This is a genomic window from Telluria antibiotica (assembly GCF_011682055.1).
Classification (GTDB): domain Bacteria; phylum Pseudomonadota; class Gammaproteobacteria; order Burkholderiales; family Burkholderiaceae_D; genus Telluria; species Telluria antibiotica.
Window position 1 is genome coordinate 81,734 of sequence record NZ_JAAQOM010000003.1, and the last position, 26,632, is coordinate 108,365.

Sequence of the window (26,632 nt, forward strand, 5' to 3'; positions counted from 1 at the left end):
GGGAGTCCCTATGATCGGGCTGCATCGACATCTCTCTTCCCTGCCGGGCCGTGTGCGCCGCGCCTGGCCCATCCTGGCGCTGCTCGCCTGCGTACCCGCCGCGCACGCGGCCGACGCATTGAACGGCAAGAACCTCTACCTGAACGGGCCGACCGGCGGCGGCACCAGCTGCGCGACCTGCCACGGGACGTCGCCCACCGCGAACGTCAATCACATCCTCAACGGGGCGAACAACCCAGGCGCGATCAGCGGCGCCATCACCGCCAACACGGGCGGCATGGGTACGCTGTTCAACGGCCGCTTCACGACGGCGGAAATCGCGGACATCGCGGCCTTCATCGGCAATCCGACCGTCACCGCGGCCCCGGCGGCATCCGTCAGCCCGGCGTCGCTGAGCTTCGCGGCCACCACCGTCGGCCAGTCGGCCAGCGCGCTGTCCACCACCTTGTCCAACACGGGCAACGCGGCGCTGACCGTGGGTACGATCAGCGTTTCCGGCACGGCCGCCGGCGATTATTCGATCAGCGGCGGCACGTGCACCAACGGCACGTCGCTCGCGGCGGGCACGAGCTGCACCGTGCAGGTCGGCTTCACGCCGTCCGCTTCCGGCACGCGCAGCGCGTCGCTCGTCATCGCGCACAACGCCACGGGCGGCTCCAGCACCGTGGCACTCGCCGGCACGGGTAACGCCGTGCCGCAGGCGACCGTTGCGCTGTCCGCGAACGCCATCGACTTCGGCGCCCTCGTCAGCGGCACCTCCTCGCCCGCGCGCAGCGTCACGGTCAGCAACTCCGGCCAGGCGGCGCTGACCTTCAGCAGCATCACGGTCGGCGGCACGAACGCCGGCGTGTTCAGCCTGGGCGGCACGTGCAGCACGGCGACGTCCGTGCCGGCCGGCGGCAGCTGCACCGTGACCGTGACGGCGAATTCGTCCGGCAGCGGCGCATTCAGCGGCAATCTTTCGCTGGCCTCGAACGCCTCGAACGGCGCCGTGTCGGTCGCACTGTCCGGCACCGTGTCGGCGCCCGCACCGGCCGTCAGCGCGAGCCCGTCGGCCGTCGCCTTCGGTTCGCAGACGATCGGCGCCGCGGCCGCCACGCAGGCCGTCACCTTGTCCAACACGGGCAACGTGGCGCTCGCGCTCAACGGCATCAGCGTCTCCGGCGCGTCCAGCGTCACTATCGCCAGCCAGACCTGCGGCACCACCCTGGCCGTCGGCGCCAACTGCACCGTGACCCTCTCGTTTCTACCCACGACGGCGGGCGCCGCTGCGGCCACCCTGGCCGTGACGTCGAACGCGGCGCCGCTGCAGGTGACGATCGCCGGCACCGGCACCACGGCACCGGTCGCGCAACCCGCGCTGTCGGAAGCGGGCCCCGTCGCCTTCGCGGATACGCAGGTGGGCAAGAGCGCCGCCGTCCACACGATCACCTTGTCGAACAATGGCACGGCCGCCATGAAGGTCTCGTCGCTCGTGCTCGACGGTGCGCAGGCGTCCGACTTCGTTTTGGGCGGCACTTGTGCGGTCAATGCGTCGGTGGCCGCAGCGGCCAGCTGCACCATCGACGTGGGCTTCAGGCCGACGGCCGCCGGCCAGCGTGCCGCGACCATGATGCTGATGACGGATGCGGGCAGCCAGTTCACCGTCGCGCTGGGCGGCACCGGCGTCGCCGTGCCCGTGCCGATGCTGACGGCGAATCCGCAGTCGTTCGACTTCGGCGCCGCTGACGTCAACGGCAACGCGCCCACGCACCGCATCACCCTGACCAACACGGGCGGCAACGCGGCCACGGTGACGGCGGCCACGTTCACGGGGCCGTTCGCGCTGCAATCCGACGCCACCGGCTGCGCGGCCGTGCCGTTCACCCTGCAGCCGGGTGCCAGCTGCGACGTCGTCGTGCGCTTCACGCCGGTCGGCGCGGGCGATGCGAGCGGCAGCATGGCGCTGGCGGCCGACGGCGGCGGTGCCTGGACCGTGGCGCTGACCGGCAAGGGCAATGTGCAGACCGCGCAGACGATGCAGAACACGGGCGCTGGCGGCTGCTCCGCCGCCACGAACGGCAACGATCCGGTGCTCGCGCTGCTCGTCGTGCTGTCGTTCGGCGTGCTCGGATGGCGTCGTTTCGTACGCAAGGAGGTGAAATGATGAGCGCCCGTACGACGCGCGTACTGCGCATGGCACTGGTGCTGGCCGCGGCGCTGGAAGCCGCACCCGCCTCCGCGCTCGACAAGGGCGTCTCCGCGCCGCCGTTCGACCTGCCCGGCAAGGACGGCGCGGTGCAACTGGCGAAGCTGCAGGGCCGGCTCGTCTACGTGGACTTCTGGGCGTCGTGGTGCGGTCCGTGCCGCCAGTCGTTCCCGTGGATGAACGAGATGCAGGCGCGCTACGGCGCGCGCGGGCTGCAGGTCGTCGGCGTGAACCTCGACGCGAAGAGCGACGACGCGCGCCGCTTCCTCGCGGAGACGCCGGCGCGCTTCACGATCGCGTTCGATCCGGCCGGCGCCACGCCGCGCGCGTACGGCATCAAGGGCATGCCGAGCAGCGTGTTGATCGGACCGGACGGCAAGGTGTTGTACGAGCACGCGGGCTTTAAAGAAGCCGACCGCGCGGAACTCGAGCAGGTGATTCAGAAAGCCCTGGGAGGCGTGAAATGAAAGCCATCGTTTTGATCGCGCCGGCGCTGCTGGCGCTGGCGGGCTGCGCCACCGTGCAGCCTTGGGAAAAAGGCAAGCTGGCCAAGCCGGAGATGACGTTCGGCGGGGACAAGCTCGAGACGCGCTATGCGGACCACGTCTACACGAGTCGCGAGGCTGCGGCCGGCGGCGCGGGTGTCGGCGGCGGCGGCTGCGGCTGCAACTGAGGAGGCCAGATGACGACATCTCTCCAGGAACGCGACGCACCGCCGCTGGCGGCATCCCTCCTTGCCGCCGCGCTGCTGCTGCCCGGCGTGCAGGCGCTGGCCGACGAGCCGCCGGCCGCAGGCAGCATCAGCCTGCGCTATCTCGATTACGCCGACCGCCAGAGCGGACTGGATCGGATCCACGCGCATTCGCCGTCGATCGCGGTGACGGCACCCGTCGCCAGCGACTGGTCGATCGAGGGCACCCTGACTGCGGACGACGTGTCGGGCGCGTCGCCGCGCTACCACACCGCGATCTCCGGCGCCTCGCACATGCATGACGAGCGCAAGGCCGGCGACGTCGCCGCCACGCGCTACTTCCGGCGCGGCACGCTGACGGCCGGTGCCGCGTATTCGACAGAGCACGACTACGTGTCGCGCGCGCTGTCGTTGAACGGCACCGTGTCCAGCGAGGACAACAACACGACGTGGGCATTCGGGCTCGCGGGCAGCCGCGACAGCATCAATCCCGTCAACCAGGTCGTCGTCGATGAGCACAAGCGCACCGTCAGCGTGCTGGCCGGCGTGACGCGGGTGCTGACGCCGACCGACATCGGCCAGCTCACGCTCACGCGCACGAACGGCAGCGGCTACTACAACGATCCTTATAAACTGTTCGACAACCGGCCCCGTTCGCGCCGCGAGAACACGGTGCTGCTGCGCTGGAACCACTACGTCGACGCGACGGGCGGCACGACGCGGCTCGGCTACCGCTACTTCAGCGACTCGTACCGCATCCGAGCGCACACGCTGTCGGCCGAGTACGTGCAGCCGCTCCCCGGCGGCTGGAGCCTCGTGCCGGAAGTGCGCCTGTACTCGCAGAGCGCCGCGTATTTCTACTACGACCCCGTGTACGACGCTGCGCTCGGCGCGCCGTTCCCGCCCGGCTTTGCCAACGGCGCCGATCCGAACCGCCTGACGTCGCCCGACCAGCGCCTGTCCGGCTTCGGCGCCGTGACGGCGGGGCTGAAGGTCGTGCGCGAGATCGGCAAGCTGTGGACCGTCGACGTCAAGGTCGAGGGCTACGAGCAGCGCGGCAGCTGGCGCCTGTTCCACGACGGCAGTCCGGGGCTGGCGCCGCTGCATGCGCGCATGCTCCAGGTCGGATTGACGCGGCGATGGTAGACGCGGTCTACCGCTTTCCGTTCGAGGCGATGGCCAGCCGGTGCGAGATCCGGCTGGCCGCGCCCGACGAGAGCACGGCGGAAGAACTGGCATTCGCCGCGATCGGGGAAGTGCGGCGCGTCGAGCGCACGTATTCGCGCTACCGCGCCGACAGCGTCGTCAGCCACATCAACGCTGCGGCCGGCCGCTATCGCGTGGAATGCGACGACGAGACGGCGCAGCTGCTCGACTACGCGGACCACTTGTACCGCGTGAGCGGCGGCCTGTTCGACATCACGTCCGGCGTGCTGCGCCGCGCCTGGGACTTCCGCCAGCCGCGCGTGCCGCGCGCGCGCGACCTGGCGCCGTTGCTGGCACTCGTCGACTGGGCCTCCGTGCAGCGCGAGGACGGCGCCGTGTTCCTGCCGCGCGCCGGCATGGAGATCGACTTCGGCGGGTTCGGCAAGGAATACGCGGCGGATCGCGCCTGCGCGCTGCTGCAGGAACGCGGCGTGCGGCACGGCTACGTGAACCTCGGCGGCGACATGCGCTTCATCGGGCCGCAACCGGACGGGCGCCTGTGGAGCATCGGCATCCAGGACCCGCGCCGGGCGGACGGCACCGTCGCCAGCATCGCCGTGAGCCAGGGCGCGCTGACGACGAGCGGCGACTACGAGCGCTTCATCGACGTCGACGGCAAGCGCTATTGCCACGTGTTGAATCCGCGCACCGGGATGCCCGTGTCGTATTGGCGGTCGGTGAGCGTGCTGGCACCGCTGGCCGTCCTGGGCGGCAGCGTGTCGACCATCGCCATGCTGAAGGAGGGCGACGGCCTGTCGTTCCTCGATGCCGGCGGATTCGCGTACTTCGCCATCGACAGCACGGGACAAGAGTATCACCACAGTATTTCAGGAGATTACGCATCATGAAGCAGCTCTTTCGATGGATGGCCGCGCTGGTTCTGCTGGCCAGTGCGCTGGGCCGGCCGGCGGTGGCGGCCGACGATTTCCTTCCGCCCGAACAGGCGTTCAAGCTGAGCGCCGAACTGCGGCCGGGCGGCACCGTGCACCTCGCGTGGGCCATCGCGCCAGGCTACCACCTGTACCGCGACCGCCTCGTGTTCACGGGACCCGAGGTCGGCCAGCCCGCGCTGCCGGACGGCGTGCGCAAGTTCGACAGCAATTTCAACAAGGAGATGGAGACCTATGCGGGGCAGCTCGCGGCCGACCTGCCCGTGAAGACGGACGCGACGACGCCGTTCGTGCTGCGCGTGGGCTACCAGGGCTGCGCGGACGCGGGCCTGTGCTATCCGCCCGCCGAAGTGGCGTTCACGGTGGATCCGGCGGCGCCCGGTGCGCTGAAACCGGCCGCGCCGGATGCGGCGCCTGTCGCGGCCGCGCCGGCACCTGCGTCCGCGCCCGCACCCGCGCACGAAGACGACAGCTCGCTCGCGCAGCGTACGCTGCAATCGGGGAGCGCGTGGCGCATCGGCCTCGCGTTCCTCGCGTTCGGCCTGTTGTTGTCGTTCACGCCGTGCGTGCTGCCGATGGTGCCGATCCTGTCGTCGATCATCGTCGGCGAGGGCAACGCGTCGCGCGGAAAGGGTTTCACGCTGGCGCTGGCCTACAGCCTGGGCATGGCGCTCGTCTACACGTCGCTCGGCGTGGCCGCCGGCCTCGCGGGTGAAGGCCTGGCCGGCGCGCTGCAGAAGCCGTGGGTGCTGCTCACGTTCGGCGCGCTGCTCGTCGTGCTGGCGTTGTCGATGTTCGACGTCTACCAGCTGCAGCTGCCCAGCAGCCTGCAGAGCCGTCTCTCCACGACGAGCGGCCGCATGAGCGGCGGCCGCTTCGCCGGCGTGTTCGTGATGGGCGCGCTGTCCGCGTTGATCGTGGGGCCGTGCGTCGCGGGTCCGCTGGCGGGCGCGCTGCTGTACATCAGCCAGACGCGCAACGTGTGGACGGGCGGCTGGGCGCTGTTCTCGATGGCGGCCGGCATGAGCGTGCCGCTGCTGCTGACGGGCGTGTCGGCCGGCAGCCTGCTGCCGCGCGCCGGCGCGTGGATGAACCACGTCAAGCGCGTGTTCGGCCTGCTGCTGCTCGCGGTCGCCATCTGGATGGTGACGCCCGTGTTCCCCGTCACCATCGCGATGCTGCTGTGGGGCGCGTTCGCCGTGCTGTGCGCCGTGTTCCTGCGCGTGTTCGAGCCCGTCGCCGCGGGCGCGGGGCTGGGCCGCTACGCCGGCAAGACCCTGGGCCTCGTGCTGCTGACGGCCGGCCTGTTTGAACTGGTGGGCGCCGCGAGCGCGGGCCACGACGTGCTGCAGCCGCTCGCGCATCTGCGCGGCGGTCCGCTCGCGTCGGCCAACGCGCAGGAAGGCAAGCCGCAGCGCTTCGAGCGCATCCGCACCGTGGCCGACCTGGAGCGCGTGCTGGCGTCGACGACAACGCCCGTCATGCTGGACTTCTACGCCGACTGGTGCGTGTCGTGCAAGGAGATGGAGCGCTTCACGTTCTCCGAACCGCAGGTCGAAGCGCGGATGAAGCAGGTACGCCTGCTGCAGGTCGACGTCACCGCGAACGGCGACGACGACCGCGCGCTGATGAAGAAATTCGGCCTGTTCGGGCCGCCCGGCATCATCCTGTTCAAGCAGGGCAAGGAGGTGCCGCAAAGCCGCGTGATCGGCTTCATGGCGCCCGAGCAGTTCGCGCAGCACCTGTCCCGCCACTTCGCTTCCTGACACGATGAAAAAACATGCCAACGTCCTGATCCTGGGTTCCGGCCCGGCAGGCTATTCCGCCGCCGTCTACGCGGCGCGCGCCAATTTGAACCCGCTGCTCGTGACCGGCGTCGCGCAAGGCGGCCAGCTGATGACGACGACCGACGTCGAGAACTGGCCCGCCGATCCGGACGGCGTGCAGGGCCCGGACCTGATGCGCCGCTTCGAGCTGCACGCGAAGCGCTTCGAGACGCGGATGGTCGTCGACCACATCCACACGGCGCACTTGCAGGAACGGCCGCTCCGCCTGTCCGGCGACCTGGGCGACTACACGTGCGACGCCCTGATCATCGCCACTGGCGCATCGGCGCGCTACCTGGGGCTGCCGTCCGAGCAAGCGTTCATGGGCCGCGGCGTGTCCGCGTGCGCCACGTGCGACGGCTTCTTTTATCGCGGCCGCGAGGTCGCCGTGATCGGCGGCGGCAACACGGCCGTGGAAGAAGCGCTGTACCTGTCGAACATCGCGTCGAAAGTCACGCTGGTGCACCGGCGCGACCACCTGCGTGCGGAAGCGATCCTCGTCGAGCGCCTGCTGGCGCGCGTGGAAGAGCGCACGGTGGACATCCTGTGGAACCACGAGCTGGACGAGGTGCTGGGCGATGACGCGGGCGTGCACGCGCTGCGCCTGCGCGGGCCCGGCGGCACGCGCGTGCTGCCCGTGCATGGCGTATTCGTGGCGATCGGCCACCAGCCGAACACGGGCATCTTCGCGGGACAGCTGGAGATGGAAAACGGCTACATCGTGACGCGCGCGGGGCGCCACGGCTTTGCCACGGCGACGAGCGTGCCGGGCGTGTTCGCCGCCGGCGACGTGCAGGACCACGTCTACCGGCAGGCCATCACGAGCGCCGCCAGCGGTTGCATGGCGGCGCTGGATGCGCAGCGTTACCTGGAAGAGTAACGCCGCTCAGCTGATCAGCTGGTAAGCGGCTTGTAGCGGATCCGCTTCGGCTTGGCGCCTTCCTCGCCGAGGCGCTTCTTCTTGTCGGCTTCGTACTCCTGGTAGTTACCGTTGAAGAAGGTGACTTGCGAGTCGCCTTCGAACGCGAGGATGTGCGTGGCGATACGGTCGAGGAACCAGCGGTCGTGCGAGATGACCATCACGCTGCCCGCGAATTCCAGCAGCGCGTCTTCCAGCGCGCGCAGGGTCTCGACGTCGAGGTCGTTCGACGGTTCGTCCAGCAGCAGCACGTTGCCGCCCTTGAGCAGTGTCTTCGCCAGGTGCAGGCGGCCGCGTTCACCGCCGGACAGGTTGCCGACGAGTTTCTGCTGGTCGGCGCCCTTGAAGTTGAAGCGGCCCAGGTAGGCGCGCGACGGCATCTCGAAGCGGCCGACGGACAGCATGTCGGCGCCGCCGGACACGTCCTCGAACACGGTCTTGTTCGCGGCGAGGCTGTCGCGCGACTGGTCGACGAGCGACACCTTCGCCGTCTGGCCGATGACGACCTCGCCGCTGTCCGGCTGCTCGGTGCCCGCGATCATGCGGAACAGCGTGGACTTACCGGCGCCGTTCGGGCCGATGATGCCGACGATCGCGCCCGGCGGCACGGTGAACGACAGGTTGTCGATCAGCAGGCGGTCGCCGAACGCCTTCGAGACGTTCTTGAACTCGATGACTTCATTGCCCAGGCGTTCCGCGACGGGGATGAAGATCTCCTGCGTCTCGTTGCGTTTCTGGTATTCGTATTCGGACAGTTCGTTGAAGCGGGCCAGGCGGGCCTTCGACTTGGCCTGGCGGGCCTTCGGATTCTGGCGTGCCCACTCGAGTTCTTTCGCCAGGGCCTTCTGGCGCGCGGATTCCGTCGCTTCTTCCTGCTTCAGGCGCGCTTCCTTCTGCTCCAGCCACGACGAGTAATTGCCCTTCCACGGGATGCCGTGGCCGCGGTCCAGTTCCAGGATCCATTCGGCGGCGTTGTCGAGGAAGTAGCGGTCGTGGGTGATGCCGACGACGGTGCCCGGGAAGCGCAGCAGGAATTGTTCGAGCCACTCGACGGATTCGGCGTCCAGGTGGTTGGTCGGTTCATCGAGCAGCAGCATGTCGGGCTTCGACAACAGCAGCTTGCACAGCGCGACGCGGCGCTTCTCGCCGCCGGACAGCACGCCGATCTTCGCATCCCACGGCGGCAGGCGCAGCGCGTCGGCGGCCATTTCCAGCTGCAGGTTCAGGTTGCCGCCGTCGGACGCGGCGATGATCGATTCCAGGCGCTCCTGTTCCTTGGCCAGCGCGTCGAAATCCGCGTCTTCCTCGGCATACGCCGCGTACACGGCTTCCAGCTTCGCCTGCGCCTCGAACGCTTCACCGAGGCCGCTTTCCACTTCCTGGCGCACGGTTTTTTCCGGATCGAGCTGCGGTTCCTGCGGCAGGTAGCCGATGTTCAGGCCCGGCATCGGGCGCGCTTCGCCCTGGATGTCGGTGTCGATGCCGGCCATGATCTTCAGCAGGGTCGATTTGCCCGAGCCGTTGAGGCCCAGCACGCCGATCTTCGCGCCTGGGAAGAACGACAGCGAAATGTCCTTCAGGATCTGGCGTTTCGGTGGGACGATCTTGCCCACGCGGTTCATGGTGTAGACGTAGTTGGCCATTAGTAATGTGCTTCGATTTTGAAAATAAGGACGACAGGATACTGAAAATTCGGGGTCAGAGCAGGTTTTTCGGAAAATTCGGGGTCAGAGCAACTATTCGAGAAATTGCTCCGGCAGGAAAAGCCGGGCCGAATGACACCGCTTGCCTCCGCCGCGCTACTGACGGGGCGGTCGTATAACGGCGCCGAGGAGAAATTGTCGCAAACAATGCTCTGACCCCGAATTTTGCCCGGGATGTGCTCTGACCCCGAATTAGGCTTCCCTGGCCACCGGCTGCGGCCGGTTCAGCAAGCCTTCGGCCGCGTACAGGGCCAGCGCGAGCCAGATCAGTACGAAGCCGACGAGGCGCGCCGCCGTGAATGCTTCGTGGAACAGCCCCACGCCCAGTAGGAATTGCATCGTCGGCGACAGGTATTGCAGCAGGCCCAGGACCGACATCGGGATCTTGCGCGCGCCCGCCGCGAACAGCACCAGCGGGATCGCCGTGATGGGGCCGGCCGCGACGAGCAGCCAGCGCGTCGCGTTCGAGTCCGTGTTGATGAACGCGTTCTGGCCGTGCGCGGTGAGCCAGATGACGTACCCGGCCGCGAGCGGGAACAGCACCATCGTCTCGAACGACAAGCCTTCCAGCGCGCCCAGCGCCGCCGTCTTGCGCAGCAGGCCGTAGCCGCCGAACGACATGGCCAGTGCCAGCGCGACCCAGGGCACGGTGCCGGCCTGCCACGTGAGCCACGCCACGCCCAGCGCGGCGACGCCGATCGCCATCCATTGCGCGCGCCGCAAGCGTTCCTTCAGCAGCATCGAGCCGAACATGATGTTGACGAGCGGATTGATGAAATACCCGAGGCTGGATTCGATCACGTGGCCGTTGTTCACGGCCCAGATGTAGATGAGCCAGTTGATGCTGAGCAGCAGCGCGGACGCGACGAAGCTGCCGAACACGCGCGGCCGGCGCACGAGGTTCAGCCAGGCCCACTGGCGGCGCACGGCCAGCACGATCACGAGGAACAGCAGCGACCACACCATGCGGTTGGCCAGGATCTGCAGCGGCGGCACGTCGCCGATGGCGTGGAAATACAGTGGAAACAGGCCCCAGCACAGGAAGGCGAGGGTGGCGGACAGGATGCCGGTGTTCATGGGATTGTGGAACGGGTGACGGGTTGAACATTATCCCCGAACGGGCGCGGCCTCGCTGGCGGCCCCCTGTTTTCGCCATGCGTGCGCTGGGACCGGCTGTGTTCATGCAGACTCTGGACACCGTAATGTAAGGACAGCAAAAAATTTTGAGAAAATAGCGCCCCGCACGGAAAGGCACGCTCTTGTCTTTCCTTGTCAATTATTCTATTGTGCAACGCACCAGAACAACAAAACGGTGAAACCTTGACGTCAGAACACAAGAAAAGCAGCCTCGCGGCGCTGACGCTGGCCGCGGTCGGTATCGTCTACGGCGACATCGGCACGAGCCCGCTGTACACGCTCAAGACCATCTTCGATCCCATCCACGGCCTCGTGCTGAACACGCCCAACGTGCTCGGCATCGTCTCCCTGATCGTCTGGGGCCTGACGATCATCGTGTCGCTCAAGTACGTCACCTTGATCCTGCGCGCCGACAACCGCGGCGAGGGCGGCATCATGGCCCTGATGGCGCTCGCGCTGAATTCCGTCACGCGCACGTCGCGCTGGCATTACGTGCTGATGGTGCTGGGCGTGTTCGGCGCCACGATGTTCTACGGCGACAGCGTGATCACGCCGGCGATCTCCGTGCTGGGCGCGATCGAGGGTCTCGAAGTGGCCACGCCCGGCCTGGAAAAATACGTCGTGCCGCTGACGATCGTCGTGCTCGTCGCGCTGTACAGCGTGCAGCGCCACGGCACGGCCGGCATCGGCCGCTGGTTCGGTCCGATCATGGTCGTGTGGTTCGTCGCATTGGCCGTCATGGGCGTCATCAACATCGTCCAGGCGCCCGTGATCCTGCACGCGTTGAATCCGCTGCACGCGTTCGAGTTCATGCTGCGCGAGCGCATGATCGCGTTCGTCGCCCTGGGCGCCGTCGTGCTGGCATTCACCGGTGCCGAGGCGCTTTACGCGGACATGGGCCACTTCGGCAAAAAGCCGATCCGCTTCGCCTGGTTCCTCGTCGTGTTCCCCGCGCTCGCGCTGAACTACCTGGGGCAGGGCGGCCTTCTGATCACGCATCCGGCCACGATCGAGAATCCGTTCTACCACCAGCTGGGCAGCTGGAGCGTGCTGCCGCTCGTGCTGCTGTCGACGATGGCCACGGTAATCGCGTCGCAGGCGACGATCTCCGGGACGTTCTCGATGACGAAGCAGGCCATCGCGCTGGGCCTGCTCCCGCGCATGCGCGTGATGCACACGTCGGAAAGCGAGATCGGCCAGATCTACATCCCGGCCGTGAACTGGCTGCAGCTGATCGTCGTGCTGATCGCCGTCGTCGGCTTCGGTTCTTCCGACAAGCTGGCGGGCGCCTACGGCATTGCGGTGACGGCGACCATGTTCGCGACGACGATCCTCACGTTCTTCGTCGTGCGCTACCGCTGGCACCTGCCGCTGCTGCTCTCCTTGGCCGCGACCGGTTTCTTCCTGGTGATCGACCTGTCGCTATTCTCGGCCAGCACACTGAAGCTGCTGCACGGCGGCTGGTTCCCGCTCGTGATCGGCACGGTCCTGCTGACGGTCATGCTGACATGGAAGCGCGGCCGCGAGCTCGTGTTCGAGAACCTGGAAAAGCACGCGATCCCGCTCGACGACTTCCTGCAGTCGCTGTTCGTGGCGCCACCCGGCCGCGTGGCCGGCACCGCCATCTTCCTGCGCGGCGAAACGGACGGGGTGCCGCACGCGCTGCTGCACAACCTCCTGCACAACAAGGTGCTGCACGACCGCGTCGTGTTCCTCACGGTGCACATCCGCGAGGAACCGTATGTGCCGGAAAGCGAACAGGTCGAGGTCGTCCCGCTGGGCCACAACTGCTTCCAGCTGAACGTGACCTATGGCTTCAAGGACGAGGCCGACATCCCGCACGTGCTGCGTCTGTGCGCGGCCAAGCACCTCGAATTCGAGATGATGGAGACGTCGTTCTTCATCGCGCGCCAGACCGTGATCTCGGTGCCGGGCCAGGGCATGATGCCGTGGCGCGAACACCTGTTCGTGGCCATGCAGCGCAATGCCCGCACGGCCGCCGACTACTACCAGATCCCGTCCAATCGCGTGATCGAACTCGGTACGCAGGTCGAGATCTGACCGGCGCACGCCGCCGGCCCGCGCGGCCGGCGGCCTTACAAAGCCATACAAATCCCCCACAGACGCTTGCAGGGCCCGTTGGTAAGGTTCGGTTTTTCCATTCATTCACGAACCTTCACAGGAGCCCCATGAAACTGTCCTTCCCGCTCGCCGTCGCCTGCGCCGCCATCCTGAGCCTGTCCGCCTGCGGTGGCGGCGGCGGCGATTCCGGCGGCAACACCGTCGTCAACAATCCCGCCGCGCTGACCAAGACCGACGTCGCGGTCGGCACCGGTGCCGATGCGGTGTCGGGCGCGCGCGTGCAAGTCAATTACACGGGCTGGCTGTACAGCGCCGGCGCCGCCGATTTCAAGGGTAGCAAGTTCGACGCATCGAAACCGGGCACGCCGTACACGTTCGTCATCGGCGCCACCGGCACGAGTGAATCCGTGATCCCCGGCTTCAGCCAGGCCGTGCAAGGCATGAAGGTGGGCGGCAAGCGCACCGTGCTGGTCCCCAGCAATCTCGCGTACGGCGCGGGCGGCGTGGCGGGCGTGATCCCCGGAAACACGGGCCTCGTGTTCGACGTCGAGCTCGTGAAAGTCTGCGGCAGCGCGGCCTGCTGATCCGCCACCGCGCCGCGCACGACTGATTTCGATCAGTCCCGCGCGGCGGCGCCGGTCTTATCGTTGGCACGCCTGATCATCCGGAGCCTGCCATGTCGATACGTCGTTTTCTGTTGCCCCTGCTGTTGTCTCTGCTCGCCGGCGCCCCCGCGTGGGCTGGTCCGCTGTACACCGCCACCTTCCTGCCTGAAAATTTCCTGGCCTCCGGCATCGGCAACGACGGCAATATCGTCGGCATGGGCCTCGACGCCGCTTTCCAGGAACGCGCCTTCGTCTGGCGCGCCGGCACGACGACGTTCCTGCCCACGCCGGGCGCTTCCATCGCGTATGCGACCGCAATCCGCGACGGCGGCGTCGTCGGCGCCGCGCAGACGGGCGGCGTCACGCGTGGCTTTGTCTGGCGCGATGGCACCATGCAGTCCATCGGCACGCTGTACGGCGGCGACAGCGTCGCCTACGGCGTCAATGTCGGCGGCCAGGTCGTCGGCGCTTCCACCGACGCGTCCGGCAACAGCCGCGCGTTCCTGTACAGCGGCGGCACGCTGACGGACCTCGGCACGCTGGGTGGAACCGATGCGCAGGCGCGCGGCATCAACGACGCGGGCATGGTCGTCGGCGGATCGCAACCGGGGGCGGGTTTCCCGGACGACGGCGCCCACGCCTTCCTGTACAGCGGCGGCACCATGCACGATCTCGGCACGCTCGGCGGTGGCTTCAGCTGGGCCGAGGCCGTGAACGACACGGGCCAGGTCGTCGGCTACAGCCTCGTCGGTGCCGAACCCGTTTGGCATCCTTTCCTGTACAGCGGCGGCGTCATGCACGACCTCGGTTCGTTCGGCGGTGACTACGGCGAAGCGCGCGCCATCAATGCGTCCGGCACCGTGGTCGGCTATTCGAGCTTCGTCACCTACGGTTTTTCGCACGCGTTCGTGGACGCAGGCGCCGGCCTCGTCGACTTGAATACCGTCACGGCAGGCCTCGGCAGCGAGGTGTTGATGGATGCAGTCGACATCAACGACGCCGGCCAGATCGTCGCCAACAGCTGCAACGTCATCGGCATTTGTGCGCCGGCGCTGTTGACGCCGGTGCCCGAACCGGCGCCTGCTCTCCTGTTGCCGATGGGCGGATTGGCGCTGCTGTGGTGGCGCAGGCGCACGGCACGCCGAACCGATGCCGGCATGCACGGTGGCGCCGGCAATATCGGCGAACAGCTATCTTCGGTCTGCGGCCAGGCCGACCTTGGGGGCCCCGCCCGGGGTGCGCCGGCTGCCGTGGCCGGCCGACCGGCAGACTTCCGGAGGAACCATGACCACGACGGACACGGCGAACCCGCACGCAATCGAGCACCTGACGTCGCGCCAGCGCGTCTTCGCCATCGTCGGCGCCTCGTCCGGCAACCTGGTCGAGTGGTTCGACTTCTACATCTATTCGTTCTGCGCACTGTATTTTTCGTCGGCCTTCTTCCCGAAGGGAAATGCGACGACGCAGCTGCTGAACACGGCCGGCATCTTCGCGGCCGGCTTCCTGATGCGGCCCATCGGCGGGTGGCTGTTCGGCCGCGTGGCCGACCGCTACGGCCGGCGCAACGCGATGATGATTTCCGTCCTGATGATGTGCGGCGGCTCCCTGATGATCGCGGCGCTGCCCACCTATGCCAGCATCGGCACGGCGGCGCCCACCCTGCTGCTCGTGGCGCGCCTGTTCCAGGGCCTGTCCGTCGGCGGCGAATACGGCACCAGCGCCACGTACATGAGCGAGGTCGCGGAGCCTGGGCGCAAGGGCTTCTTCGCGTCGTTCCAGTACGTTACCTTGATCGGCGGCCAGCTCGCGGCCCTGCTCGTGCTGGGCATCCTGCAACTGCTGCTGACGCACGACGAGCTGAAGGCGTGGGGCTGGCGCATCCCGTTCGTCGTCGGCGCGGCCGCCGCCCTCGTGTCGCTGTACCTGCGCCGTGCGCTGCACGAGACGACCACCGCCACCGAGCGCAAGAGCGAGGCCGCGGGCAGCGTCGCGTCGCTGCTCAGGCACCACCGGCGCGCCTTCGTCACGGTGCTGGGGTTCACGGCCGGCGGTTCGCTGATCTTCTACGCGTTCACCACGTACATGCAGAAATACCTCGTCAACACGGCCGGCATGAGCACGGAGACGGCCAGCCGCGTGATGACTGTCTGCCTGCTGATCTACATGCTGATGCAGCCCGCGTTCGGCGCGTTGTCCGACCGCATCGGCCGGCGTACGTCGATGATCGCGTTCGGCGCGCTCACGGCCGTGTTCACGACGCCGATCATGATGGCGCTGCGCAGCGTGTCCAGCCCAGTGACGGCCGGCGTGCTGATCGTGTGCGCGCTGGCGATGATCAGCCTGTACACGTCGATCGGCGGGTTGATCAAGGCGGAGATGTTCCCCGTCGAAGTGCGCGCGCTGGGCGTGGGCTTGTCGTACGCGGTCGCGAACGCGATCTTCGGCGGCTCGGCGGAATACGTGGCCCTGTGGTTCAAGCAGGCCGGCCACGAACCCTATTTTTACTGGTATGTGAGCGTCATGTGTGCGGTGGCCTGCGTCGTTGCGATCCGCATGCCCGATCCGACGAAATCCGGCCTGCTCAAGTGACGGGCACGTCGAATAAGCTGCCGCGACGGTTCGTCGAGTTGCCCTAATCCCCGGCGGCGGGCCGCAGCATGTCGATGTGCAGGATGCCGTCTTCGTCGTACGGCGCGGAGACCGTGCGGAAGCCGAAGCTGCCGTAGAACGCTTCCAGGTGAGCCTGGGCGCCGATGCGGATCGCGTGGCCGGGGTGCAGCCGCTCCGCGCACGCGATGCCTTGCGCGACCAGTTCGCGGCCGAGCCCCGTGCCGCGCGCGGACGCGCTCGTGGCGACGCGGCCCAGCGACATCTCGTCGTATTTCGCGCCCGGCGCCAGGCAGCGCAACGTGGCCGCCAATTCCCGCTTGCCGGCCACGGTCTTCCAGCCGAGCAGGTGGTGCGCATCGACGTCGAGGCCGTCGATGTCCGGGTACAGGCACGCCTGTTCGAGCACGAACACGTGCTGGCGCAGGGCCAGCATCTCGTACAGTTCCGCCGCGGTCAGGTCGGCGAAACGGCTCCACTGCCATTCGATCATTGTCGTTCCAGTCGTTGATGCTTGCAGAATCAGGCCGCCGTCTCGAAACCTTCGAGCACGTTGACCACGTTGATGCCGAGTTCGGGCCCGACCGCGCCGCCTTCGAACACGAAGACGGTCGGCAGCCCGAGGAAGCCGATGCGCTCGCCGATGCGCAGGAAGTCGCCGCCCGCGAGGTCAAAGTGCGCGCGCGGGTCGCCTTCGAGGCCGGCGGCGCCGAGCGACACGACGAGCGCCTGCGGAGAAAACCCCGCCAGCTTGATGCACGCCGTCTCCAGCGCCGCGAACCACTGCGCCGCGTGTGCGCCGCGCGGCAGCGGCACGTTCAGGTTGAAGCCGGTGCCGGCGTCGGCGCCCGTCTCGTCCGGGTGGCCCGCATAGAACGGGTAGTCCGTGCGCGGGTCGGCGTGGATCGACGCGAACAGCACGTCGCGGCGGCGGTAAAAGATGTCTTGCGTGCCGTGGCCGTGGTGGTAGTCGATGTCGAGGATGGCCACGCGCTGCAGGCCATCGTCCAGCAGGTGCTGGGCCGCGAGCGCCGCGTTGTTCAGGAAGCAGCCGCCGCCGAAGTAATCGGCGCCCGCGTGGTGGCCGGCCGGGTGCGTGAGGGCGAACGTGGCGCGCTCGCCCAGGCGCAGCGCGTGCGCCGCGTTGATCGCGCAGGCGGCGCCCGTTTTCGCCGCGGTCCACGTGCCGGCCGTCAGCGGCGTGGCGGCGTCGCACGCGTACAGGCCCAGACGGCCCGCGAAGCTGTCCGGTTCGACGTCGCGGCGCATGCCCGCCAGGGGCCACGCGGTGGGCAGCGGATCGCGTTCGGCGTTGCGCGCATCGAGGGCGAGCCACTCGCTCCACGCGCCACGCAGGAACTGCAGGTAGCGCGGCGTATGCGTCCGTTCCAGCGACGTCAGCGGCACGCCGTGCGGCGTGACGATGCGGCCCAGGCCGCGCCGCGCGAACTCGTTCGCGACGGCGTCGATGCGCGCGCCGCTGCCGCCGCCGCTGTCGATGCGTGGCGCGTGCTGGGCGTGGTGTTCGTTGAAGAAGGTGAGCAAGGGCGTCTCGGGCGGCGCCTCGATGCCGCAGGGCCGGGGCGGGCGGCGTGCACCGCCCGGCCGGTGCCGTCGAAGCGTGGGTTAGCTGTTACGGCACAGTGTACTACTGTTGTACGCGGCGACGAAGTCGTCGAAGGAACCCGTGTCCGTCGTCTCGATCTGCGCCTGCTCGGCCAGCGACGCCTGGGCCATCTCGTCGAACAGCGCCGTCTCGGCCGGCATCAGCGGATCGGCGCGGAACGCGGCCGCGTGCAGCTCGCTCTGGCGCAGGCCGAATTGCGCGAAGGAGCCGAGCGTGCGCACTTCCTGCAGCACGCGCGCGGACGGCGTCTTGTCCGGGTCGAGTACCTTGGCCTTCTGCGCGTCGAGGGCGTCGACGTGGGCGCCCTGGTAATTGTGCTCGCGGTCCAGCAGCTCGGCGACGGGGCGGATGCGTTCCAGCAGCTCTTCCGCCCAATCCTTGAGCAGCACTTCGTGGTCGTTGCGCGTGAGCGTGAGGCCCGGACGGCGGCCTTCCTTCACGGTGTGCGCGAAGTTGCGCGCATGGACTTGCCCTTCCATCGCGTTGATGATGGGGCTGTCCTCGAGGGCGCAGAACAGCAGGAAGGCGTCCAGGAAGCGGCCCGTCTCGAGCGCGATGCCGACCGGCTCGAACGGATCGACGTCCAGGCAGCGCACCTCGATGTACTGCACGCCGCGCGCGCACAGCGCCTGTACGGGACGCTCGCCCGTGCGGATGACGCGCTTGGGCCGGATCGTCGAATAGTATTCGTTCTCGATCTGCAGGATGTTGGTCGACAGCTGGACCCACTCGCCATCCTTCTTCGTGCCGATGTCCGCGTATGGCGGATACGGGCGCTTGACGGCGTCCATCAGCGACGTGACATAGCTTTCCAGGCTGTTTTCGTGCGGGCGCAGGCCGGACTGGGCGTCGTTCTGGTAACCGAGGTCGCTCATGCGCAGGCTCGTCGCATACGGCAGGAACAGGGTGTCGTCCGACAGCGTTTCCAGATTGTGGTCGCGGCCGCGCAGGAAGCCTGTCGACAGCGTGGGCGACGCGCCGAACAGGTACATCAGCAACCAGCTGTAGCGGCGGAAGTTGCGGATCGTCGCGATATAGCTTTCGGACTGGAAGTCGCGCAGGGCGTTGCGGCGTTCTTCCGGGATGCCTTCGTGCTGCGCCAGCAGTTGCCACAGGCCTTCCGGCAGCGAATAGTTGTAGTGGATGCCCGCGATGCATTGCATGGCCTTGCCATAGCGGAGGGCCAGGCCGCGGCGGTACACGTGCTTGAGCATGCCGAGGTTCGACTTGCCGTACCACGCGATCTCGATGTCTTCCTCGGCCGGCAGCTCGCACGGCATCGACTGGCTCCACAGCAGCTCGTCGCCCAGCTTCGAATAGGCGTAGCGGTGGATCGCGTCGAGGCGGTGCAGGGCCAGGCCGATGTCGTGTTCGGCCGGCGTGATGAATTCGAGCAGGGCTTCCGCGTAATCCGTCGTGATCTGCGGATGCGTGAGAGCCGAGCCCAGTCGCACCGGATGCGGCGTGCGGGCCAGGTGGCCGCGGCCGTCGACGCGTAACGTCTCGCGCTCGATGCCGCGCAGGCCCTGCTGGAGCAGGCCGCGGTGGGCATCGTCGTCCAGCAGGGCCAGGCGGCGGGTCAGTTGGTTCGACACGAGATTTCCTTTCTTATACTGCATGAGACGCAGAGATTAACCGAAATCCGCAGAGCGCGCCGGGCACCCTTCAATATGACAATTCATTAACGGGACACGGCCCCTTCGGCCGCTGCGGGCGCCGCGGCGGCGGGCGCGGGCGGGGCGGCTTGCGTGGCGATCCAGTGGTCGATATGGCGTTCCAGCAGGTCCAGCGGCAGGACGCCGTTCTCCAGCAAGGCGTCGTGGAAGGTGCGCACGTCGAAGCGCGCGCCCAGCGCCGCCTGCGCCCGCGCCAGCAGCGCCACGATGCGCAGCTGGCCGATTTTATACGCGAGCGCCTGGCCCGGATGGGCGATCATGCGGTCCACTTCGACCTCGTTGTCGGACGCCGGATTGGCCGTGTTCGCGTTCAGGTAGCCGACGGCCTGCTGGCGCGACCAGCCCAGCGCGTGGATGCCCGTGTCGACGACGAGCCGCGCCGCGCGCAGCTGCTCGTCGGCCAGCCGGCCGAATTGCGAGAACGGATCGCGCATCAGCCCGAGCGTCGGCCCGAGACCCTCGGCATACAGCGCCCAGCCCTCGCCGAACGCCGGATACCACGCATGGCGGCGGAACGGGGGCAGGCCGTCGATCGCGTGCGCGCGCGCGACCTGCAGATGGTGGCCGGGGACGCCCTCGTGCAGCGCGAGCGTCTCGACTTCCCACAGCGGCCGCGTGGCGAGGCGGCTCGTGTTGACGACGAGGGCGGCCGTGCGCTCGGGCGTGCCCGCTTCGTAGTAGGCGCCGCCCTGGGTGTCGGCGCCTTCCTGCTGCACGGGCTTCACCGCCAGCTCTTCCTGCGGGACGACGCCGAACAACGGCGGGAGTCGGGCGTCGACGCGCGCGATGGTGCGCCGGTAGCGTTCCAGCAGTGCGTCGGCGCTCGCCGGAAACAAGCGCGGGTCGCTGCGCACGAACGCGACGAATTGCGGATAGCTGCCCTTGAACCCCGTGCGGACGGCCGTCGCTTCCATCTCGGCGCGGATGCGCGCCACTTCCTTCTCGCCCAGTGCGTGGATCTCGGCCGGCGCCAGCGCCGTCGTCGTCGCCGCTTTCACGAGGTACGCATACCACGCCGCGCCGCCGGGCAGGTTCGCGGCGCCGATCGTCGTGCGCGCGGCGGGCAGGTACTCGGCGCGCACGAAGTCTTCCAGCTTTTGCAGCGCGCCCGCTGCCGTGCGCAGGGCGGCCGCGCCGTCGGTCGCGAGCTGCGTGCGCGCCGCCTCGTCGATGGTCGCGGGCAGGCGCTGGAACGGCGCGCCGAGCGGCCCGTCCTGCACGTGCTCGCGCAGCGCGCGCAGTTGCGCGGGCAGGCCGGCCATGATGGCTTTCGGCGCCGTCCAGCCGGTCTTCATCCCTTCGCGCATCTGCTCGACGATGCCGTCGACGTGGCGCGGCAGTGCGTTCAGGCGCGCGATGTAGTTGCGATAGTCGTCCTCCGTGACGAAAGGCATCTGCGCGACGAGCTGCGGGAAACGGAACTGCAGGCCGTCCTGTGCGCTGATTGGATCCGGATCGAACGCGACGAACGCGGCGCGCGCGAGGATGCGTTCCTGGTCGCCCGTGAACAGGTCCCACGACAGGCGGTCCTGGCCGGCCAGCTGGCCGCGGTCGATCTGGCGCGCGAGGTCGAGCATGCGGCGCGCGTGGTCGGCGGCCGCCGTGTGCGCGGCGAGCGACGTGTCGGCCAGCTGGGCGTCGTAGCGGTGGTCGCCGACACTCGTGGCGAATTCGGGCTGGTGCTTGAGGCGCCATTGCCAGTCGCGCTCGAACAGCGCGTGCGCCTGGTCGGCGGCGCCAGGCGCGGCGACGTCCGCCGCGAGCGCGGCCAGGGGGCCCAGCAGGATGAGGGTCGCGAACAGTCGACGCATCACGTGGCTCCGGTGGTGGACCGGGCATTGTAGCAAAGGGGATGCCGGTGCCGCGCAGGGTAGGGTGCGGCTGTACCGCGGATCCGGCATCACGGCGGCCTTGACGCCGTCCTCGCGCCCCGGTCCACCCTACCGACGACGGCCGCCGCTCACGCGTTCGATCCCGGCCAGGTCCTGCCAGCTTTGCACGTCCGTGAAACCGGCGTCGAGCAGCAGCGTGCGCACGGCCGCCGCCTGGTCGTATCCGTGCTCCAGCAGCAGCCAGCCGCCCGGCACGAGGTAAAGCGGGCTTCCGGCGACGATCGTGCGCAGCGCGGACAGGCCGTCCGCGTGGTCGGTCAGCGCGCCCACCGGCTCGAAGCGCAAATCGCCCTGCGCAAGGTGTGCGTCGCCGGCCGCGATGTAGGGTGGGTTCGAGGCGATCACGTCGAAGGTGGCGGCGGCGGCGAGCGCGTCGAACCAGCTGCTTGCCAGGAAGCGCACGCGCGCGCCGTTGGCCGCCGCATTCGCTTGGGCCACGGCCAGCGCGTCGGGACTGACGTCCAGTGCCGTGACGTCGGCGTCGGGCCGCGTGTGCGCCACGGCGACGGCGATCGCGCCGCTGCCGGTGCCCATGTCGAGCAGGCGGGACGGCCCTTGCGGCAGGCGTTCGAGCGCCAGTTCCACGATCAGTTCCGTGTCCGGACGAGGAATCAGCACGGCGGGGCCGACTTGAAAATCGAGACCGAAGAATTCACGCTTGCCGACGATGTAGGCGATCGGCTCGCCCTGCAGCCGGCGCGCCACGAGGTCGCTGAGGCGCGCCGCTTCGTCGGCGCCGAGGGGCCGGTCGCCCTGCGTGATCAGCTGCACGCGCGACAGGCCCGTCGCGTGGCACAGCAGGATGCGGTTTTCCAGCGGATCGAGGGGCAGGGCCGCCTGCACCGCGGCGATGGGAGTGTCGGGCTCGATGGTCATCAACGTGCGCGCCGCACCAGCACCCAGGCGAGGGCCAGGGTGAGGATCACGAACCATACGGCGGACCACTGTGGCACGTTCAGGCCGAACACGGTTTCCTGGGCGGCTTCGCACAGGCCGTCGGCGCGGAACAGCCACGGCATCATGGTCGCAGTCGGGATCTTGTTCAGCGTGGTCTCCATCGGATCGATGCCGCACGAAAAGCCCGGGTGCGCCAGCACGTACAGATGCTTGCCGACGACGCCGAGGCCGCCCAGCGCACACAACAGCGCGAGCCCGGCACCGGCCTTGATCTTGTCGGCGAAAGCGCCGATGAGGCTGAACAGCGCGATGCCGAGGAACAGGTAGCGCTGGATCACGCACAGCGGGCAGGGCAGCATGTCCTTCGCGTGCTGCAGGTAAAGGGCGGTGCCGACCAGGGCGATGCTGACGGCGGCGATGGCGAGCAGGAGATTGCGGGACGAAGACATGGTTTCCTGAGTGGTCGTTATCGAAAAAGTTATTTTCAGTGTAGCAACTTATAACCGTCTTAATTCGGGGTCAGAGCACATTCTTCGTGAAATTCGGGGTCAGAGCACATTTCGGGGAAATATCGTAAAGGCTGTTATCGGCCGCCCCGCAGCGTGGACGTCGGCAGATCATCGATGCGGCCAGCGGCTGTTTGGCAGAATTCATGTTGTCGGGACATGGTTCGAAAATGTGCTCTGACCCCGGAAAACCCCGGAAAAGTGCTCTGACCCCGAAGTTAGTCGCCCAGCGCCGCCAGCTGTTCCGCCTGGTGCTCGGCCGACAGGGCGTTCGTCAGTTCGGCCAGGTCGCCGTCCATGATCATGTCCAGCTTGTACAAGGTCAGGTTGATGCGATGGTCGGTCAGGCGGCCCTGCGGGAAATTGTACGTGCGGATGCGCTCGCTGCGGTCGCCCGAGCCGATCAGGCTCTTGCGCGTCGCCGCTTCCTTGCTCTGCTGCTCGCGGAGTTGCACGTCCTTGATGCGCGCGGCCAGCACCTTCATCGCCTGCGCCTTGTTCTTGTGCTGGCTGCGGTCGTCCTGGCATTCGACGACGATGCCGGTCGGCAGGTGCGTCAGGCGCACGGCGGAATCCGTCTTGTTGATGTGCTGACCGCCGGCGCCCGAGGCGCGGTACGTGTCGATGCGCAGGTCGGCCGGGTTGATCTGCACGTCTTCCACTTCGTCCGCTTCCGGCATCACGGCGACGGTGCACGCGGACGTGTGGATGCGGCCCTGCGTTTCCGTCGCCGGCACACGCTGCACGCGGTGGCCGCCCGATTCGAACTTCAGCTTCGAGTAGGCGCCCTGGCCGACGATGCGCACGATGACTTCGCGGTAGCCGCCCAGGTCGGACGGCGATTCCGACACCATCTCCACCTGCCAGCGGTTGCGCTCCGCGTAGCGCGTGTACATGCGCAGCAGGTCGCCCGCGAACAGCGCCGATTCGTCGCCGCCCGTGCCCGCGCGGATCTCGAGGAAGATGTTGCGCTCGTCGTTTTCGTCCTTCGGCAGCAGCATCTTCTGCAGCTCGAGGTCCAGTTCCGCGATGCGCGCCTTCGCTGTGTCGATCTCGTCCTGGGCGAATTCCTTCATGTCCGGATCGGCCAGCATCTCCTGTGCGGCGGCGATGTCGCCCTGCGCCGTCTGGTAGTGGCGATAGACGGCCACGAGCGGGCTCAATTCGGCGTGTTCGCGGTTCAGCTTGCGGAAGCTGTCCATATTCGCGGTGGCGCCTTCGGACATCAGGAGTTCGTCCAGTTCGACGAGACGGTTGGCCAGTTGGTCCAGCTTGGCCAGCATGGAGGGTTTCATCATGTTCTTATCGGAATGACAGCAGACAAGCCGCAGGAAGCGGCACGCGGGGCAACGAAGGCGTTTAGGCCGCTAACGGCGGCCGCGGAACAGCTGGGGCAGGAGGCTCGCGAGGCGGGCGCGCTCATCGCCCTGGGCGCGGTGCAGGGCCTGTTGCGGGCCGTGCAGGAATTTCGCGGTGAGGCCTTTCGACAGCGCGTCGAGCACCGTCTCGATGTCTTCCCCCTTGGCGAGCAGCTTGCGCGCCCGTTCCAGTTCGGCGAGACGCATCGCTTCGCTCGATTCATGCAGGTCGCGGATCACGGGCACGACGGCGCGGTCGCCGATCCAGTGCATGAACGATTGCACGCGCGTCTCGATGATCGCCTCGGCCTGGGCGACGGCGGCCTGGCGGCTCTCGACGCCGCTCTTGACCACCTCGGCGAGGTCGTCGACCGTGTACAGGAAGACGTCGTTCAGGCGGCCCACTTCCGGTTCGATGTCGCGCGGGACGGCCAGGTCGACCATGAACATGGGCCGGTGCCGGCGCGCCTTGATGGCACGCTCGACGAGGCCCTTGCCGATCAGGGGCAACGTGGAGCCGGTCGACGAGATGACGATGTCGAATTGCGGCAGCCGGTCGGACAGGTCGGCGAGGCTCAGGGCCTGGCCGTTGAAGCGCGCGGCCAGCGCCTCGCCGCGCGACAGCGTGCGGTTGGCGATCGTGATCGACTTCGGATTATGGGCGGCGAAGTGGGTGACGCACAGCTCGATCATGTCGCCGGCGCCGATGAACAGCACGTTCTGTTCGCTGACGCGATCGAAGATGCGTTCCGACAGGCGCACGGCGGCGGCGGCCATCGACACGCTGTGCGCGCCGATCTCGGTCGTCGTGCGCACTTCCTTCGCGACGGCGAAGCTGCGCTGGAACAACTGGTGCAGATACGTGCCGAGGCCGCCCGCTTCGTCGGCGACGCGCACGGCGTCCTTCATTTGCCCGAGGATTTGCGCTTCGCCCAGCACCATCGAATCGAGGCCGGAGGCGACGCGGAACGCGTGGCGCACGGCGTCGTGCTGCGGCAGCATGTACAAATGCGGGCGCAGCTCGGAGAAATTCAGGTCGTGGTAGTCGGCCAGGAAGCGCGCCGAGGCATCGAGCGGATCGGGCGCGCAACTGGCCGCGTACATCTCCGTGCGGTTGCACGTCGAGAGCAGGGCCGCCTCGTCCTCTCCCCTCGTATTGAACCGGGAGAACCACCCGCGCGCGGCCTGCACCGCGTCGCCCAGCTGCTCAGGCGCCAGCGCCAGTTGCTCGCGCAGCGAGACCGGTGCGGTGGTGTGATTCAGGCCGACGGCGAGCAGTTGCATGGGTGATCAAAAATTGGGCAGCGCGCCCATTATACCCCTACCGCGGCAGGGATTCACGCGCCCAGTTTTTCCAGCCGATAGCCGTAGCTGTACACCGGCACGAGACGGAAACCGTTCTCCGGACGCAGGCGCAGTTTGTTGCGCACGCGCGAGACGTGGGTGTCCATCGTGCGCGACGGGATCGCCGTTTCGCGCACCCAGATCGATTCGTGGATGTACGCGCGCGACAGCGGCCGGCCGAGGTTGCGGAAAAACAGCAGCGCCAGGTTGAATTCCTTGTGCGTGACGTCGATCTGCTCGCCGTCCATCATCAGGCGACCCGGGCGGGTTTCGAACACGTACGGGCCGAATTGCAGCTGCTCGGCACCGTTCTGCGACGGATACGCCCGGCGCAGCAGGGCCTGCGTGCGCGCGACCAGTTCGCCGCGGCGCAGCGGCTTGACGAGGTAGTCGTCCGCGCCGGCCGTGACGCCGGCCACGATGTCGTCCTCGGCCGAGGTGCCGGCCAGGAACATCGTCGGCGTGTTCGGCGCCAGTTTTTCCTTGGCACGGCGCAGGAGTTCCGCCGCCGGGACGTCGGTCACTTGCCAATCGACGATCAGCAGGTCGGTGCTGTCCTTGCGGAGTTGTCCAAGTAGGTCTTTGCCGCTGTCAAACGCTTGACAGCTGTGCCCGGCCCCGTTGAGCACTTGGCAGATGAGCTCTGCTTGGGTCGTATCGTTGTCCAGTACGGATATTCTCATGATGTTCGCTGTCTCGGCGTGTGGGACTCTATGACCTCTCTGTAGGAACATTCCTACAATGTCACTAAATATATCAGACTTTTAAAAAGGAAAGCTACCGATGCCGCAGATAAATTCACATTTTCGTTGGGTAATTGCGTCATAGTCGTGTCAGCCCGACGACACACTCGCGGTTACACTGTCCTTAAATCCTTTGTTCAGGAGCGACTATGTTCAGGAAAAAAAGCAAGGATGAGGAGTTCGCTCTGCTGCCGGTGTCCGGCCCGGACATCGAGCGCGTGCGCGAGCGCTGCCGCGGCCTCGTGCGCAAGCGCGCGGCCATTTCGGCGGGCGTGTCCGTGATTCCGCTGCCGGGTGTCGACGTCGTCGCGGATCTCTCCAGCTTCGCCGTGATGGTGGAAGAGATCAACCAGGCGTTCGGCCTGTCGCCCGATCAGATCGACCAGTTGCAGCCGCGCATGCGCATCGCCGCCTACCAGGCCGTGGCGGCGCTGGGCGGTACCCTGGTGGGCAAGATCGTGACGAAGGAACTGGTGCTGAAACTGTTACGGAAATCGGGCGCCAAGCTGGCCGCGAAGTCGGCGGCGAAGATCGTGCCGCTGGCGGGACAGCTCGCGTCGGCCGCGATCGGTTTCGCGCTGTTCAGGCAGATGGGCTACCAGCACATCGAGGCGTGCACGCGCGTGGCGCGCGAGGTGGCAGCGGCGCCGGCATAAACAACCGGCGCGGCGCGGGATGGTCAGCGGGGTAGCGTGGGCTCTCCGAGCCCACGCGTGACGCATGTGGATCGTTGGC

At 67.8% G+C, this 26,632-nt stretch carries 22 protein-coding genes and 1 pseudogene; 12 read left to right on the forward strand and 11 right to left on the reverse strand.

Annotated features, from left to right (window positions below; translation table 11 throughout):
• Window positions 1–10 precede the first annotated feature (10 nt).
• From HAV22_RS05660 to trxB, 7 genes are read left to right on the forward strand one after another with little or no spacing between them, the layout of a single operon-like run.
• On the forward strand, window positions 11–2,146 hold the full coding sequence (locus tag HAV22_RS05660) for a choice-of-anchor D domain-containing protein (protein ID WP_166857463.1): 2,136 nt from the start codon (window positions 11–13) through the stop codon (window positions 2,144–2,146).
• The gene (locus HAV22_RS05665) at window positions 2,143–2,655 is read left to right on the forward strand and encodes a TlpA family protein disulfide reductase (RefSeq protein WP_229421104.1); all 513 of its coding nucleotides are present in this window, start codon (window positions 2,143–2,145) and stop codon (window positions 2,653–2,655) included. Before HAV22_RS05660 ends, HAV22_RS05665 begins: the two co-directional genes overlap by 4 nt.
• Window positions 2,652–2,861: a DUF4266 domain-containing protein gene (locus HAV22_RS05670; protein ID WP_166857465.1), complete on the forward strand. Its 210-nt coding sequence runs from the start codon at window positions 2,652–2,654 to the stop codon at window positions 2,859–2,861. The genes HAV22_RS05665 and HAV22_RS05670 overlap by 4 nt, the downstream gene beginning before the upstream one ends.
• A gap of 9 nt (window positions 2,862–2,870) precedes the next feature.
• Window positions 2,871–4,025 (forward strand): DUF3570 domain-containing protein, encoded by a 1,155-nt coding sequence (locus HAV22_RS05675; protein ID WP_166857467.1) that lies wholly within the window; start codon window positions 2,871–2,873, stop codon window positions 4,023–4,025.
• A complete protein-coding gene (locus tag HAV22_RS05680; protein ID WP_166857469.1) occupies window positions 4,019–4,933 on the forward strand; it encodes an FAD:protein FMN transferase in 915 nt (304 codons plus the stop codon). The genes HAV22_RS05675 and HAV22_RS05680 overlap by 7 nt, the downstream gene beginning before the upstream one ends.
• Entirely contained in the window at window positions 4,930–6,741 is a 1,812-nt protein-coding gene (gene dsbD, locus HAV22_RS05685; protein ID WP_166857471.1) for a protein-disulfide reductase DsbD, read from the forward strand. The genes HAV22_RS05680 and dsbD overlap by 4 nt, the downstream gene beginning before the upstream one ends.
• A gap of 4 nt (window positions 6,742–6,745) precedes the next feature.
• On the forward strand, window positions 6,746–7,681 hold the full coding sequence (gene trxB, locus HAV22_RS05690) for a thioredoxin-disulfide reductase (protein WP_166857473.1): 936 nt from the start codon (window positions 6,746–6,748) through the stop codon (window positions 7,679–7,681).
• A 14-nt stretch (window positions 7,682–7,695) separates the two neighbouring features.
• On the opposite strand, the gene ettA is transcribed toward trxB, so the two are convergent.
• A complete protein-coding gene (ettA, locus tag HAV22_RS05695; RefSeq protein ID WP_166857475.1) occupies window positions 7,696–9,363 on the reverse strand; it encodes an energy-dependent translational throttle protein EttA in 1,668 nt (555 codons plus the stop codon).
• Window positions 9,364–9,615: 252 nt separating this feature from the next.
• Entirely contained in the window at window positions 9,616–10,500 is an 885-nt protein-coding gene (gene rarD, locus HAV22_RS05700; protein WP_166857477.1) for an EamA family transporter RarD, read from the reverse strand.
• A 243-nt stretch (window positions 10,501–10,743) separates the two neighbouring features.
• On the opposite strand from rarD, the gene HAV22_RS05705 reads away from it, so the two are divergent.
• From HAV22_RS05705 to HAV22_RS05725, 4 genes and pseudogenes are all read left to right on the forward strand, one after another.
• Window positions 10,744–12,621 (forward strand): potassium transporter Kup, encoded by a 1,878-nt coding sequence (locus tag HAV22_RS05705; RefSeq protein ID WP_166857479.1) that lies wholly within the window; start codon window positions 10,744–10,746, stop codon window positions 12,619–12,621.
• 128 nt (window positions 12,622–12,749) lie between these two features.
• Window positions 12,750–13,226 carry an FKBP-type peptidyl-prolyl cis-trans isomerase gene (locus HAV22_RS05710; RefSeq protein ID WP_166857481.1) on the forward strand — a complete coding sequence of 159 codons (477 nt, stop codon included), beginning with the start codon at window positions 12,750–12,752 and terminating at the stop codon, window positions 13,224–13,226.
• A 413-nt stretch (window positions 13,227–13,639) separates the two neighbouring features.
• Window positions 13,640–14,014: pseudogene (locus HAV22_RS31785) on the forward strand (hypothetical protein); the annotation flags it as partial.
• Window positions 14,015–14,531: 517 nt separating this feature from the next.
• Window positions 14,532–15,836 carry an MFS family transporter gene (locus HAV22_RS05725; RefSeq protein WP_166857483.1) on the forward strand — a complete coding sequence of 435 codons (1,305 nt, stop codon included), beginning with the start codon at window positions 14,532–14,534 and terminating at the stop codon, window positions 15,834–15,836.
• A gap of 43 nt (window positions 15,837–15,879) precedes the next feature.
• On the opposite strand, the gene HAV22_RS05730 is transcribed toward HAV22_RS05725, so the two are convergent.
• The 9 genes from HAV22_RS05730 to HAV22_RS05770 all read right to left on the reverse strand — a co-directional run bounded on the left by HAV22_RS05730 (window position 15,880) and on the right by HAV22_RS05770 (window position 25,837).
• Window positions 15,880–16,347, reverse strand: a complete 468-nt coding sequence (locus tag HAV22_RS05730; protein ID WP_166857485.1) for a GNAT family N-acetyltransferase — start codon at window positions 16,345–16,347, stop codon at window positions 15,880–15,882.
• A 29-nt stretch (window positions 16,348–16,376) separates the two neighbouring features.
• Complete coding sequence (locus HAV22_RS05735) at window positions 16,377–17,399, reverse strand: histone deacetylase family protein (RefSeq protein ID WP_166857487.1); 1,023 nt, start codon at window positions 17,397–17,399, stop codon at window positions 16,377–16,379.
• An 81-nt stretch (window positions 17,400–17,480) separates the two neighbouring features.
• Window positions 17,481–19,076 (reverse strand): glutamate--cysteine ligase, encoded by a 1,596-nt coding sequence (gene gshA / locus HAV22_RS05740; protein ID WP_166857489.1) that lies wholly within the window; start codon window positions 19,074–19,076, stop codon window positions 17,481–17,483.
• Window positions 19,077–19,162: 86 nt separating this feature from the next.
• A complete protein-coding gene (locus HAV22_RS05745; protein ID WP_166857491.1) occupies window positions 19,163–20,968 on the reverse strand; it encodes a DUF885 domain-containing protein in 1,806 nt (601 codons plus the stop codon).
• A 129-nt stretch (window positions 20,969–21,097) separates the two neighbouring features.
• Window positions 21,098–21,925, reverse strand: a complete 828-nt coding sequence (prmC, locus tag HAV22_RS05750; protein WP_166857493.1) for a peptide chain release factor N(5)-glutamine methyltransferase — start codon at window positions 21,923–21,925, stop codon at window positions 21,098–21,100.
• Complete coding sequence (locus HAV22_RS05755) at window positions 21,925–22,395, reverse strand: disulfide bond formation protein B (RefSeq protein WP_166857495.1); 471 nt, start codon at window positions 22,393–22,395, stop codon at window positions 21,925–21,927. The genes prmC and HAV22_RS05755 overlap by 1 nt, the downstream gene beginning before the upstream one ends.
• Before the next feature lie 275 nt (window positions 22,396–22,670).
• A complete protein-coding gene (gene prfA / locus HAV22_RS05760; protein ID WP_166858112.1) occupies window positions 22,671–23,747 on the reverse strand; it encodes a peptide chain release factor 1 in 1,077 nt (358 codons plus the stop codon).
• 72 nt (window positions 23,748–23,819) lie between these two features.
• Window positions 23,820–25,094: a glutamyl-tRNA reductase gene (hemA, locus tag HAV22_RS05765; protein ID WP_166857497.1), complete on the reverse strand. Its 1,275-nt coding sequence runs from the start codon at window positions 25,092–25,094 to the stop codon at window positions 23,820–23,822.
• 53 nt (window positions 25,095–25,147) lie between these two features.
• Complete coding sequence (locus tag HAV22_RS05770) at window positions 25,148–25,837, reverse strand: response regulator transcription factor (RefSeq protein WP_166857499.1); 690 nt, start codon at window positions 25,835–25,837, stop codon at window positions 25,148–25,150.
• A gap of 209 nt (window positions 25,838–26,046) precedes the next feature.
• Between HAV22_RS05770 and HAV22_RS05775 the strand changes: the two genes are divergently transcribed.
• Window positions 26,047–26,553 (forward strand): hypothetical protein, encoded by a 507-nt coding sequence (locus tag HAV22_RS05775; RefSeq protein ID WP_166857501.1) that lies wholly within the window; start codon window positions 26,047–26,049, stop codon window positions 26,551–26,553.
• The last annotated feature ends 79 nt before the right edge of the window (window positions 26,554–26,632 follow it).

Excerpts from the sequence above, each read along its gene's own strand:
- HAV22_RS05660 (WP_166857463.1), top strand. The coding sequence starts at position 11 with ATGATCGGGCTGCATCGACATCTCTCTTCCCTGCCGGGCCGTGTGCGC.
- HAV22_RS05665 (WP_229421104.1), top strand. The coding sequence starts at position 2,143 with ATGATGAGCGCCCGTACGACGCGCGTACTGCGCATGGCACTGGTGCTG.
- HAV22_RS05670 (WP_166857465.1), top strand. The coding sequence starts at position 2,652 with ATGAAAGCCATCGTTTTGATCGCGCCGGCGCTGCTGGCGCTGGCGGGC.
- HAV22_RS05675 (WP_166857467.1), top strand. The coding sequence starts at position 2,871 with ATGACGACATCTCTCCAGGAACGCGACGCACCGCCGCTGGCGGCATCC.
- HAV22_RS05680 (WP_166857469.1), top strand. The coding sequence starts at position 4,019 with ATGGTAGACGCGGTCTACCGCTTTCCGTTCGAGGCGATGGCCAGCCGG.
- dsbD (WP_166857471.1), top strand. The coding sequence starts at position 4,930 with ATGAAGCAGCTCTTTCGATGGATGGCCGCGCTGGTTCTGCTGGCCAGT.
- trxB (WP_166857473.1), top strand. The coding sequence starts at position 6,746 with ATGAAAAAACATGCCAACGTCCTGATCCTGGGTTCCGGCCCGGCAGGC.
- ettA (WP_166857475.1), bottom strand. The coding sequence starts at position 9,363 with ATGGCCAACTACGTCTACACCATGAACCGCGTGGGCAAGATCGTCCCA.
- rarD (WP_166857477.1), bottom strand. The coding sequence starts at position 10,500 with ATGAACACCGGCATCCTGTCCGCCACCCTCGCCTTCCTGTGCTGGGGC.
- HAV22_RS05710 (WP_166857481.1), top strand. The coding sequence starts at position 12,750 with ATGAAACTGTCCTTCCCGCTCGCCGTCGCCTGCGCCGCCATCCTGAGC.
- HAV22_RS05725 (WP_166857483.1), top strand. The coding sequence starts at position 14,532 with ATGACCACGACGGACACGGCGAACCCGCACGCAATCGAGCACCTGACG.
- HAV22_RS05730 (WP_166857485.1), bottom strand. The coding sequence starts at position 16,347 with ATGATCGAATGGCAGTGGAGCCGTTTCGCCGACCTGACCGCGGCGGAA.
- HAV22_RS05745 (WP_166857491.1), bottom strand. The coding sequence starts at position 20,968 with ATGCGTCGACTGTTCGCGACCCTCATCCTGCTGGGCCCCCTGGCCGCG.
- prmC (WP_166857493.1), bottom strand. The coding sequence starts at position 21,925 with ATGACCATCGAGCCCGACACTCCCATCGCCGCGGTGCAGGCGGCCCTG.
- HAV22_RS05755 (WP_166857495.1), bottom strand. The coding sequence starts at position 22,395 with ATGTCTTCGTCCCGCAATCTCCTGCTCGCCATCGCCGCCGTCAGCATC.
- prfA (WP_166858112.1), bottom strand. The coding sequence starts at position 23,747 with ATGAAACCCTCCATGCTGGCCAAGCTGGACCAACTGGCCAACCGTCTC.
- hemA (WP_166857497.1), bottom strand. The coding sequence starts at position 25,094 with ATGCAACTGCTCGCCGTCGGCCTGAATCACACCACCGCACCGGTCTCG.
- HAV22_RS05770 (WP_166857499.1), bottom strand. The coding sequence starts at position 25,837 with ATGAGAATATCCGTACTGGACAACGATACGACCCAAGCAGAGCTCATC.
- HAV22_RS05775 (WP_166857501.1), top strand. The coding sequence starts at position 26,047 with ATGTTCAGGAAAAAAAGCAAGGATGAGGAGTTCGCTCTGCTGCCGGTG.